The organism is Pseudomonas sp. TH07 (assembly GCF_016651285.1).
In the GTDB taxonomy this organism is placed as follows: domain Bacteria; phylum Pseudomonadota; class Gammaproteobacteria; order Pseudomonadales; family Pseudomonadaceae; genus Aquipseudomonas.
On sequence record NZ_JAEKED010000001.1, the window covers coordinates 3399212 to 3411178 of the forward strand.

Genomic DNA, 11967 nt, shown 5'->3' on the forward strand with positions numbered 1-11967 from the left:
GCGCAATGGGCGAGCCCCTACCCTCGGGGCGGTCGGTCCGGATGCCGATGCCGGATATCGTCCAACAGGCCGAGCAGCACCGCCACTAACTGCGCCTGGGCAGGATCCAGGTCGACGCCCTGGCTGGCAGCCTGGCGCACCCCTTCGCACGCACGCAGCAGCCCGGGCGCATCGATGGTGCAGGCCAGGCCCTCAAGGCGGTGCATGAATTGGCCGATGGCTTCGTCGTCGTTGTTGTCGGCCAGCGGCTGCTGCAGGCGCTGGCATTCCTCCCTCAGGTTGCTGTGCAACTCCTCCAGCAAACGCCTGATCAGGCTCGGATCGGCGCCGGCCAGGCCCTCCAGATGGCTCAGGTCAAAGCCCGGGGGGGTGCCGGGCCGCAGTCGTTGGGGCTGTGCCGCTTGCCCGGCGAGGGCTTCGCGCAGGCGGGCCAGGGTCACGGGTTTGATCATCAGCTCGTTCATGCCGGCGTCGTGGCAACGTTGGTTTTCTCCGGTCAGGGCGCTGGCGGTGTAGCCGATGATCGGGCGCGGCACCAGGCCCAGGACCTGCTCGCGCTGGCGAATGGTCCGGGCCAGGGTGTAGCCGTCCATGCCGGGCATGTTGCAGTCGCTGATCAGCAGGTCGAAGGGCTCGCGCTCCCAGGCCTCCAGGGCCGCCGCGCCGCTGCAGACGAAGGTCGCGCGGTGGCCAAGACTGGCCAGTTGCTGCTGCAACACCAGGCCGTTGGTCGAGACATCGTCCACGATCAGCACCTTCAGCGCCTGGCTCAAGGCTTGCGGCAGATGGTGCTGTGGATCGCTACCCAGCGCCGGCGCCGGCTGCCAGGTCAGGGGCAGTTCGACACTGACCTGGCAGCCCTGGTTGGGCTGGCTGTCGAGCCAGATCCGGCCCCCCATCAATTGCACCAGCTGGCTGCAAATGTTCAGCCCCAGCCCGGAGCCGCCATACAGGTGCGCGACCTCGGCATGGGCCTGCATGTAGGGTTCGAAGATCCGTGGCTGGATGGCCTTGGAGATACCGATGCCAGTGTCGCTGACCTGCAGGGTCAATAAACTCTTGTCGCCCCCCAGGTCCAGCTCTTCGACGCTGAGCCGGATCTGGCCGCGGGCGGTGAACTTCAACGCGTTGCCCAACAGGTTTTGCAGCACCTGGCGCAGGCGCATGGGGTCCAGCCAGTAGTGGCGCTGGGGCGTCAGGCCGGAGCAGTCGAGGCTCAGGGCCAGGCCGCTCTGCCGGGCCTGGGCGGCAAACAGATCGAGGCAGTCTTGCAGCAGCGGCGCCAGGGCCACCGGCTGCGGCGCCAATTGCATCTGTCCGCTCTCGATCTTGTCGAGGTCGAGGATATTGCCGATCAGGTCGATCATCGAATGGGCCGACTGTTGGGCGATCCGCAGGTTTTCCGACGGTGCCCGTTCGCTCCGGCTTTCCAGTTCCAGCAGGCCGACCAGGGCATTGAGCGGGGTGCGCAGTTCGTGGCTCATGGTGGCCAGGAACTCGCCCTTGGCGGCGCTGGCATCGACCGCGGTCTGTTGCGCCTCGCGCAGTTTGAGTTCCAGGTCCTTGCGTTCACTGATGTCGATCCAGCCGCCGAGCAGGCCCTGCAACTTGCCGCGCGCGCTGTAGAACGGCACCAGCCAATGGTAGATATGCCGCCGCTCGCCGTTGACCTCGATGCAACCGTCGAAAAACTGCGGCTGACGGTTGTCCAGCAGCAGCCGGTACTGCTCTTCCAGATTCAGCGCCAGGCTGTGGGGCGCCATGCCCTGCTGCTGCGGGGTGGTGCCTTGCAGCTGTTCCAGGGCGCTGCCGAAGAAGCTTTCGTAGGCGCGGTTGCAGGTGCTCAGGCGCAACTCCAGGTCGCGCACGTACAGCGGCGTCGGCAAGCCGTTGAGCAGGGAGAACTGGAAGGCCAACTGGTCGCTCAGCTGATGCTGGGCGGCACGCCGTTGGCGCACCTGGACCTTGAGCCGCCAGTTCCACAGCAGCGACAGCAGGACCACCACCAGCGCCAGGACCACGGCGTGCCAGAAGCCATCCGGCAGTTGCTCCCAGGGTGCGTGATCGGCCTGGGGGCTGGTCAGCAGCTTGACCCGGCCATTGAGCTCGCCGGCCACCGACCCGAGCAACTTATCGAGAATGCCGCGCAGCTCGGGGGCGCTGGGGCTGATGGCGAACACTTGGGGCAGGGACATGGCCTGGATCGTCTGCCCGGCCCGCAGGTCGCGTCCGCTCAGCCACGGCTGGCGTCCACGGGTGCAGAGCGCGGTGTACAGGGTGGCGTCGACCTTGCCGCTTTCCACCAGGGCCAGAGCCTGCTCGGTGGTTTGGGTGCGCACCACCTGGACGCGCGGGTAGCGGGTCTGCAACCAGCTGTCCAGGGGGTGATTGAACGGCAAGGCCAGGCGGCGGCCGACCATGGCCTCCAGGGAGCTCGGCGAACTGGCGTCGCGGCGAATCACGAAGGTCCAGGCCTGGGCGCCGAAGGGTTCGCTGAAGGCCAGGGTCTGCCGGCGTTCGGCGGTGGCCGGCAGGCTGGTGGCCAACTGCGCGCGGCCGCCTTGCAGCAGTTGCTGGTCGGCGGCGGGCGACTGGCTGGCGAGCACTTCCAGTTGCAGGGGGTAGACGTCGCCCAGGCCCCGCAGAATCTCCATGCCCAGGCCGATCCACTGGCCCTCGTTATCGCGATAGAAGTAGGGCGGTTGCTCGCTGGCAATCAGGGTCAGGGTTGGATGCTGGTGCAGCCACTCACGCTCTTTGGGGGTCAGGGCAAAGGCGTCCGCCGGGGCGAACAGCCGGGTGGACTGGGTACGCTGCTCGATGATCTCGCGATTGCGCGCCTCGGAGATGCTTTCCAGGGTCACGTTGATCAGGGTAATCAGGTCGTGCTCGTTTTCCCGGGCGGCGAAGGAGAAACCTTCGCTGCTCAGGTGCGCGGCGAACTTGTTTTGCAGCTTCATCTCGGGCAGGGCAAGCATGTGGAAATTGGCCCGTACCTTGTCGCCGATAAACGCGTCGACTTCGCCCTCCGCCAGGCGCCGCAGGCCTTCGGCGGTGTTCGCAACCGTGCTCAGCTTGGCGTGCGGGTAGGCCTGGAGCACGGTGGCCAAGTCCATGTAGTCGGCGAGCAGCAGGACCCGCTTGCCTTCCAGGTCGGGAGGCAGGCTGTTGTCGGCACTGCGGCCGACGATGATCGGTGCATTGGTCAGGTACGGGCGGCTGAGTATCAGCCTGGCATGTTGGCGTTCAAAGTCGGTGACCCGGGTCAGCAGGTCGATTTCCCCGGATTTGAGCCCGTCTATGGCTGCCGCCACGCTGGCGTAGGACACCTCCTCGATCGACAGGTCGAGAAAGTCCCCGACCAGTTGCAGGTAGTCCTCGGTGATGGCGCGCAGGGCCAGGTTGGCGCTGCCTTCGCGCACATTCTCGGGTGGCGTGATGCGCGCCACGCGCAGGGTTTTGCTCGGCAGTGACTGACGCATGGCGTTGAGCTGGGCCAGGCTGGCCGGGGTCGGCTCGGGCGCGTCGGCCAGGGCGTTGTTGGGGCCTGTCAGAGCACACAGGCCAAGCAGGCACAGGGCGATCAGGGACCGCAGCAAACGATGCATGGCAGTCGCCTTCACGTCAGGCCGTTTTCCTGGATGTAGAGGTAGAGCGCGGCGTTGGTGTCCAGCCCCAGCTTGCGCATGGCGCTGATCTTCTGGGTGCTGATGGTTTGCTTGCTGCGGTTCAGGTGCAAGGCGATTTCGCCGATGGTCAGGCCGCTGCCATACAGGCGCAGGACCTCGACTTCCCGTGGCGAGAGTTCTTCCAATTGCAGCAGCGGTTTGCCGTGCTCGGCCTCGCCCAGGTCCAGCAGTTGCCTGAACACGGGCGAAAGAAAGGGCGCCGAGGCACTGGCGCCAATAGCCTTGGGCAAGTCATTGAGCAGCCCGCGCTTGCTCACCAGGCCCTGGATCCCGAGCTTGAGCACCGAGCCGATCAGGGCCGGGTTGTTGAGCATGGTGACCACCACTATCGCCAGCTGCGGGTAGCGACGGCGCAGTTGCTGGATCAGGCGCAGGCCATCGACCTGCTCGCTGCCGGGCATCATCAGGTCGGTGATCAGCAGGTCGCAGGATTGCCGACCGAGGAGTTCGAAAAGCCCGCCGACGTCCTGCGCCTCGCCCACGATCGACAGCTTGGGGTTATCGCTCAACAGGGCGCGCATGCCGATCAGTGTGATGGGGTGATCATCGACGATCACGGTTTGGATTGGCATCGGGTCGGGTCTCTTTTGATTCAGGGGAGAGGGGGGCTTGCTGGCCTGGCAATAGGGCTCCGTTCACCGCTTGTCAGGGGGTGTGTTGTCTGGGGGGTAGCGAGGGGCGGCGATTCTATAGAGAAAAACCTGTCATCTGCCTGAACGCGGGGTGCCTTTTTTGTAAAGAAGTGTTGGTTTCCGATGGCCGGATATGCAGCTCGAAGCGTGAGCGGGGCTGAGGTTTTAGTACTTGGCCGATAGGCCTCGGACCGTTGTTTTTGCACCATGGCGCCCTTAATCCGGTGCGCCCGGTCGCCGATTCGACCAGCCGTGCCCCGAGCCCGTCGCGGGGTCTTTTGCAGCGCCCCGCGTCTTCAGGAAAGCCCGTCATGAACCACCTCCCGGCCCGCCGTCGTTACGCTGCGCTGCTGTGCGCCACCCTGTGTTCCCCGGCCTTGGCCGAAGAGGCGCTGGTCCTGCCCGATCAGGTCGTCAGTGCCGATGAGGCGCCCCTCAGCCCGGGGCTGGAACTGGACCGCCTGAGCAGCACCGGTTCGCGGCTGGGCCTTGACCTGCGTTCGACCCCGGCCTCGGTCAGCGTGGTCACCCGCGAGCAGATCGAGCGCCGCGGCGCCCGCACCACTGGTGAGATGCTCGACAGCGTGCCCGGGCTCAATGCGTCGGCACCGCCAGGCATGGGCAATGCCGTGAGCTGGCGCGGCTTTGGCGGCGGCCAGGTGAGCCAGTTGTTCAACGGTATCGGCCTGCATTACGACAGCATCACCGCACGCCCGGTGGACGGCTGGATCTACGACCGGGTCGAAGCCATTGGCGGGGCCTCGGGTTTTCTCAATGGCGCCGGGGCGGTGGGTGGCTCGCTCAATTACATCTCCAAACAACCGCTGCGCGGCCACGACTTCAACCAGGCTCGGCTGCGCCAGGGCTCGGATCACAGCGGTGAAACCGCCCTGGGCTTCAACCACGGCCTGGGAGAAAACCACGTCGCGCGCCTGGACTTCAGCCACAGCCAGGGCCGGGGCTATGCCGACCGCGAGCGGCGCGAGGCCTTTACCAGCGCCTTCTCCCTGCTCAGCGATATCAGCGCGCAGTTCAGCCACACCCTGGCCCTGGAGTATCAGGAAGAACGGGTCGACAACCCCTACTGGGGCACGCCGGTGCTCAATGGCACTGGCCGCACGATGAAGATCGACCGCCGCGACCGCCTGCGCAATTTCAATGTCGACGACAGCCTGTACCAGCAGCGCGTGCAGTGGTTGCGCTCGCTCAGCGAATACCGCTTCGACGAGGCCACCGAGCTGCGCAACACCCTCTACCGCTACCAGGCCACGCGGCAGTTTCAGAACCTGGAAAACTACCGCTACAACGCCGACAACAGCGCGGTGATCCGTTCCGGCGCGCTGTTGCAGCGCCATGAGCAACAGGTCATCGGCAACCGTTTCGAGCTGCACCGCGAACAGCCGTTGTTCGACCTCGACAGCCGCTGGCTGCTGGGGCTGGACTACAGCCATAACGTACAGATGCGCCTGCCGCGTTCGCTGCCCGGCGTGGTGGACCAGGTGGATCCGGGGGATTTCGACCCGGGCAGTTTCTGGGACATCCCCGGCATGCAGCGTGGATTCCACAAGGACCGGCGCAACCAGGTGGACACCCGGGGGCTGTTTTTCGAGCACCACCTGCAACTGACCGAGCGTCTGTCGCTGCTCACCGGCCTGCGCCATGAGCGCATCGAGTTGCAGGTCGACAACTACCGCGCGGTGAGCGCGAGCAACCCGGCCTATTTCAGCCGTGATTACGCTGCCAGTACCGGTCGCGCCGGGTTGGTCTACCAGCTGACCCCGCACGCCAACGTCTATGTGCAATACAGCACTGCCGCCGATCCGCCGGCCGGGATGCTGGCCACCGCGACCCTGGGTCAGGTCGAGGATTTCGACCTGACCCGAGGCCGGCAATTGGAGGTCGGCGCCAAGTTCGACTTTCTTCAGGGGCGTGGCGCCGGCACCGTGGCCCTGTACCAGATCGAGCGCAAGAACCTGGCCACCGCCGACCCGCTCAATCCCGGGCAAAGCCTGGCAGTCGGCCAGCAATCGAGCCGTGGCCTGGAACTGGCCGGCTCGCTGCGCGTGACCCCGCAATGGCTGGTGGAAGGCAACCTGGCCTACACCGAGGCCTGGTACGACGATTTCAGCGAGCGGGTCGATGGCGTGAGTGTGCCGCGCAAGGGGCACACACCGGGCAACACCCCGCGTCAGGTGGCCAACCTGTGGCTGACCTGGGACCTGGACCCGGCCTGGCAACTCGGTTTCGACGGCCGCCATGTGGCCCAGGTGTATGCCGATGCGGCCAACGAGCGGCGGGTCCCGGGTTACCAGGTGTTCGGGGCATTTGCCGGTTACCGCCTGAGCGCCGATACCCGCCTGACGGCACGGGTGCGCAACCTGACAGACGCAATTTATGCCGAGCGCGCCAATGGCACGCAGCTGTACCTGGGAGCCCCGCGCAGCGTTGAGCTGGCGTTGGACACGCGGTTCTGAGGCGCGAATGAAACGTTATCTGTACCTGTGGCACCGTTGGTTGGGGATTGGCCTGTGCCTGCTGCTGGCGCTGTGGTTTTTCTCCGGGGTGGTGATGCTGTATGTCGGTTACCCCAAACTCACCCCCGCCGAGCACCTGGCGCGGCTGCCGCCTTTGTCGGCTCAAGGCTGCTGCGTCGACCTGAGCGTGGCGTTGCAGGCGGCGCAGCGCGAGCAGGCACCGAGCAGTATTCGCCTCAGCAGCCTGGCCGGCCGCCCGCATTACCTGCTGGGCTACCGTGATGCCGGCAGCGTCGCGGTGGATGCCCGAACCGGCCAGCGGGTCGTGCCGAACCTGGGGCTGCTGGTCGCCAGTGCCGAGCAATTCGACCCGGCGCCGGCGCTGTATCTGGGCGCGGTCTGGGAGGACGCCTGGAGCCACTCCCGAGCCCTGGACTCCGAGCGACCGCTGCACCGCATCCAGTTGCAGGATCGCGACGCCAGCCTGCTGTACCTCTCCGGGCAGACCGGCGCGGTGGTGCGCGTGGCCACCGGCAACGAACGCCTGTGGAATTGGGTCGGGGCTTGGCTGCACTGGCTGTATCCGCTGCGCGGCGGGGTGCTGGATGGCGCCTGGGGTTGGGTGGTGACCAGCCTGGCGTTCGCCGCCAGCCTGATGTGCCTCTCCGGGATGCTGGTCGGCGTGCTGCGCTGGCGTTTTACCAAGCCTTATCGCAGCGGTTCGCGCACCCCCTACAAGGGCATCGCCCGCTGGCACCATGTGCTTGGCCTGGTGTTTGGCAGCCTGGCCTTGACCTGGGTCTTCAGCGGCTGGTTGTCGATGAACCCGTGGCGGGTGTTCGAGCATCCGCAAGCCTTGTCGGGTGCGGCTTATCAAGGCGGTCCGCTGTTGCCCGAGGCGTTTGCGCCGGACACCGCCCAAGCCCTGGCGCGCTTCAAGGCCGACGGTTTTGCGCCGAGGGAGATCGAGTGGCGCCGGATCGGCGGCCAGGGTTATCTACTGGCCCGCGACGGCGCCGGCGGGGTGCGTCTGCTCGATGGCAGCGGCCGCTTGCGCCTGTCGATGGAGCCGCAGGAACTGGCCCGCGCCGCCTCGGCGATGTGGCCGGCCGGCAGCGTGCAGGTCGAGACCCTGCACGGCTACGACGCCTACTACTACGGCCGCGCCGAGCACAGCATGCTCGGTCACCTGGACAAACCCTTGCCGGCCCTGCGCCTGCGTTTTGATGACCCGGCCAGCACCTGGCTGCACCTGGACCCGCGCAGCGGCGCGGTGATCGAACAGCTGGACGAGCGTCGCCGGGTCTATCGCTGGCTGTTCAACCTGCTGCACAGCTGGGACTGGTTGCCGCTGCTGGAGCGTCGGCCGCTGTGGGACGGCGTGCTGATCAGCGCCAGCCTCGGCGGCCTGTTGCTCAGCCTGAGCGGCACCTGGCTCGGTTGGCGTCGGTTGCGACCGCGCAAACCTTCGGCCAGGCGCCTGGCGGCGAAGCGCCAATAAGGGGATGCCCGTTACTCAAGCAGGGGCGCTGTGCCGTGGCGAGGGCGCTTGCTCTCGCATGGCCGGGCACCGCGCCAGTGCGAAGCGGCCCCCAAAACAGGACTGCTATGCAGTCCGGCGCGTGCAAGCTCCCTCGCCACAGGTACTAGGCGCCTGGGGGACTAGAACGTCTGCCCCAGGTTCAGGTACAGCGCCTTCTGCTCGTCGTCGTTGACGCCGTAGCTGAAATTCAAAGGCCCCAGGGGGGTATCGAAGCCGAGGAAAATACTCGCCGCATTGATGTAGCCGCTGTCGAATTGATTGTCATTGTTCCAGGCCCGGCCTCGTTCCAGGGAGCCCCCGATGTACAGCGGGAAGTCCAGCGGCAGGTAGGCCCGAGGCGTCAGGCGGCGGTAATAGACGGCCCGCGCCAGGCTGATGTTCTGTCCGGAAAGGGCGTCCTGGCGAAAGCCTGAAAGCTGGCGCGCGCCGCCCAGCACAAAGCTCGACGACACCACGTCGGCCCGGTCCAGGGTCCGGCCATAGCGGCCGCCGAGGATGAAGGTGTTGGGGCCGCTGCTGAGCGCCTTGTCCAGTTTGAATTCCCATTGTCGGTAGCGTTTGTCCGAGCCCAGGTTGGGTTCGAACTGGCGCAGCGAGAGGCCGATGTCTTCGCCGCTGTGGGGGAAGTAGACGTTGTCCAGGGAGTCGAAAGAGTACTTGAGCTGGTAGTAGCCCTCGCTGAAGTTTTCGCTGGGCAGGTCCTGCTCACCGATGCGCACCTTGGCCTTGCCCCAGGCCTCGCCGACACCGAAGCGGATCTCGCCGCTGTTGCCGATCTGCCGCCCCAGGTTGAGGCCGAAGCCGTAGCGTTCCAGGCGGTATTCGGCGATCGGGTCGTTGTCCAGCACCGACTCGATGTTCTGTGATTCGGCGGCGATGTACGGGGCGACGAAGTAGCGCGAACCCACGTCCAGCGGTTGGTAGAACTCGCTGTACAGCTCTTGTTGATCGCCGAACTGCAAGCGCGTCAGCCATTCCGCCCCGAGGCTGTTGATGCCGTTGACCCGGTAGCTGGCGCCGATATTGAAGGCGCTGTCGCCGCGCAGGTCATCGGACAGGTTCAGCCCCAGGCGCAGGTAATCGGTGCCGTTGCGTTTGCCGCGAGCAGTGATCACCAGGGTGTTGTCCGCGTCCTTGTGCACCACCCGGTAATGCACCTGCTCGAAGTAGTCCAGGCCGTACAGGGTGCCCATGTCGGTTTGCAGGCGGCCCAGGTCCAGGGGCTCGCCGATGTGCTGGCGAATGTAATAGCGGATCACGTCATCGCTGACCTTGGAGTCGTTCTCGACCTTGATCGCGCTGATGATCGGTGTGCGCTGGCTCGGCGCCCGGGCCGCGGTCAGTTCGGCATCCACGGTTGTGGTCGGGCGCAGGCGGGCCAGGCGCGCATCGAGGATGCGGGTGGCGCGGTAGCCGGCATCGATCATGTCCTGGGCGCGGCCGAAATCGGTCACGCCATAGCTCGACAGGGGCGGCTGGATCAGGATGTCGTCCGGGTGCAGGGCGGCCAGCTGTTCTTCGGAGTTGCGCCGGGTCATCAGGGTGATCGACTGGGTCAGCACGTCGACCACGGTGGTCAATTGCTTGCGCGAGCGCAGCGGCGAGCCGATGTCGACCACGATGGCGATGTCGACCCCCATGTCCCGGGCCACGTCCAGCGGGATGTTGTCGGTCATGCCGCCGTCTACCAGCAGGCGGCCGTCGATCTCCACCGGAGCGAACACCGCCGGGATCGACATGCTGGCGCGAATCACCTGGGGCAGGTGGCCTTTGCTGAACACCACTTTCTCGCCACTGGCGATATCGGTGGCCACCGCGCGAAACGGAATCGGCAGTTTGTCGAAGTCGCGGGTGTCGCTGACGTGGGCGAACTTGCTCTCCAGCAGCAAGGCCAGGTTCTGGCCCTGAATCACCCCCAGGGGCAGGCCGAGGCTGCCGTCGTCACGGAAGCTGAGCTTCTGCTTGACTAGGAAGTCGCGGTCATCCTGCTTGCGGCGAAAGGGCACGTCCTCGCGCGGCGGGGCATCGGACAGGGCTTGCTGCCAGTCGATGCCCAGGGCAAGTTTTTCCAGCTCGTCGATCTTGTAGCCCGAGGCGTACAGCCCGCCGATCACCGCCCCCATGCTGGTGCCGGCAATCGCGTCGATGCGGATGCCTTGCTCCTCCAATGCCTTGAGCACGCCGATATGGGCCAGGCCCCGGGCGGCGCCCCCCGACAGCACCAGGCCGATGGTGGGACGGGGGATTTCTGCGGCCTGGGCCATCAATGGCAACAGGCACAGCAACAGGCAGGACAACAGGCGGCGCATCACGGCTCTCGGGGCGGCGGAAAAAGGCGGCTATTATAGCGGCCGAAACCCAGGAGTCCGCCGAACCATGACTGAACGTAAACCCGAAGTGCTCATCACCTATTGCACCCAATGCCAGTGGCTGTTGCGCGCCGCCTGGCTGGCCCAGGAACTGCTGAGCACGTTCAGCGACGACCTGGGGCGCGTGGCCCTGGAACCGGCCACCGGCGGCGCCTTTCGCATCACCTGCGATGGCGTGCAGATCTGGGAGCGCAAGGCCGATGGCGGCTTCCCCGAGGCCAAGGTGCTCAAGCAGCGGCTGCGGGACCAGATCGACCCGCAGCGCGACCTGGGCCATAACGACCGCACTCAGAACCCGCCTACGGTCTAGTTCCTGTACCAAAAACAGCGGCGCGTCGAGCATGGGGCGTCAGTGAGAGGGGGCATGCTCGTTACTAGCCTTGCGAGTTGAAGCAGCGCCCAGTTGGCTGGAGACCACGATGGCGACAATGATCAAGGCCCCGCCGAGCAACATGCGCAGGGTCGGGGTTTCGCCGAACAGCAACCAGGCCACGCTGATCCCGTAGACCGGCTCCAGGGCGAATACCACCGCCGCTGTGCGAGCCTTGATCACCGCCAGGCTGGCGACGAACAGGCTGTGGGCCAGGCCGGTGCAGAACACCCCGAGCAGGGCCAGCCACAGCCAGTCCAGTGGCCGCACCTCGCCCAGTCCCGGCGCCGCCACCGGCAGCAGGCAGGCGGCGACCACCAGGTTCTGGCACAGGGCGGCCTGGACCGCCGGAATACGCCCGGAACTGACCCGGTTGTTCAACGACAGCAGGGCGAACAACAACCCCGAGGCCAGAGCCCACAGCAGGCCGGTGGTGGCCTCGCTGGCCAGGTCGAAGTCCGGCGTGACCAGCACCAGACCGATGCTCACCAGCAGCACCAGCACCATCTCGTTGAGGCGGATGCGCTCGCGAAAGATCAGGCCTTCGAGGATCACGGTGAACGCCGGAAAGCTGGCGAAACCCAGGGTCGCGATGGCCACCCCGGCCACCTTTACCGCGATGAAGAAACTCACCCAGTGCCCGGCCAGCAGCAGGCCGCTGAGCAGCAGGCGCGAGCAGTCGCCGCGGGTCAATGGCTGCCAGCGGGTGTTGCTGGCCAGGCGTGCAAAACAGGCCAGGGCCAGGACGGCGAAAGCGGCGCGGCCAAACACGATAATCGCCGGCGAGGCGGCGGCCAGTTTGCCGAACACCCCGGTCAGGCCGAACATCAGGGCGCCGATATGCAGGGCACCGAGGGCGGTACGCGGAGTCATTTCAATCCTTAAACAAT

Annotated in this window: 7 protein-coding genes; 3 read left to right on the forward strand and 4 right to left on the reverse strand. The window is 66.1% G+C overall.

What is annotated here, in order from left to right; all coding sequences use genetic code 11:
- Positions 1-17: 17 nt before the first annotated feature.
- Positions 18-3608 (reverse strand): ATP-binding protein, encoded by a 3591-nt coding sequence (locus tag JFU57_RS15835; RefSeq protein WP_207202200.1) that lies wholly within the window; start codon positions 3606-3608, stop codon positions 18-20.
- A gap of 11 nt (positions 3609-3619) precedes the next feature.
- The gene (locus JFU57_RS15840) at positions 3620-4261 is read right to left on the reverse strand and encodes a response regulator (protein ID WP_078473930.1); all 642 of its coding nucleotides are present in this window, start codon (positions 4259-4261) and stop codon (positions 3620-3622) included.
- Positions 4262-4632: 371 nt separating this feature from the next.
- Between JFU57_RS15840 and JFU57_RS15845 the strand changes: the two genes are divergently transcribed.
- A complete protein-coding gene (locus JFU57_RS15845; RefSeq protein ID WP_201129992.1) occupies positions 4633-6795 on the forward strand; it encodes a TonB-dependent receptor in 2163 nt (720 codons plus the stop codon).
- Between the two features lie 7 nt (positions 6796-6802).
- A complete protein-coding gene (locus tag JFU57_RS15850; RefSeq protein ID WP_201129994.1) occupies positions 6803-8296 on the forward strand; it encodes a PepSY domain-containing protein in 1494 nt (497 codons plus the stop codon).
- A 161-nt stretch (positions 8297-8457) separates the two neighbouring features.
- Here JFU57_RS15850 and JFU57_RS15855 read toward each other — a convergent pair whose 3' ends face one another.
- Positions 8458-10647, reverse strand: a complete 2190-nt coding sequence (locus JFU57_RS15855; protein ID WP_078470948.1) for a patatin-like phospholipase family protein — start codon at positions 10645-10647, stop codon at positions 8458-8460.
- Positions 10648-10714: 67 nt separating this feature from the next.
- Here JFU57_RS15855 and JFU57_RS15860 point away from each other — a divergent pair, with 67 nt between their 5' ends.
- Positions 10715-11017: a SelT/SelW/SelH family protein gene (locus JFU57_RS15860; protein ID WP_201129995.1), complete on the forward strand. Its 303-nt coding sequence runs from the start codon at positions 10715-10717 to the stop codon at positions 11015-11017.
- Between the two features lie 39 nt (positions 11018-11056).
- Here JFU57_RS15860 and JFU57_RS15865 read toward each other — a convergent pair whose 3' ends face one another.
- On the reverse strand, positions 11057-11950 hold the full coding sequence (locus JFU57_RS15865) for a DMT family transporter (RefSeq protein WP_201129997.1): 894 nt from the start codon (positions 11948-11950) through the stop codon (positions 11057-11059).
- Positions 11951-11967 lie beyond the last annotated feature (17 nt).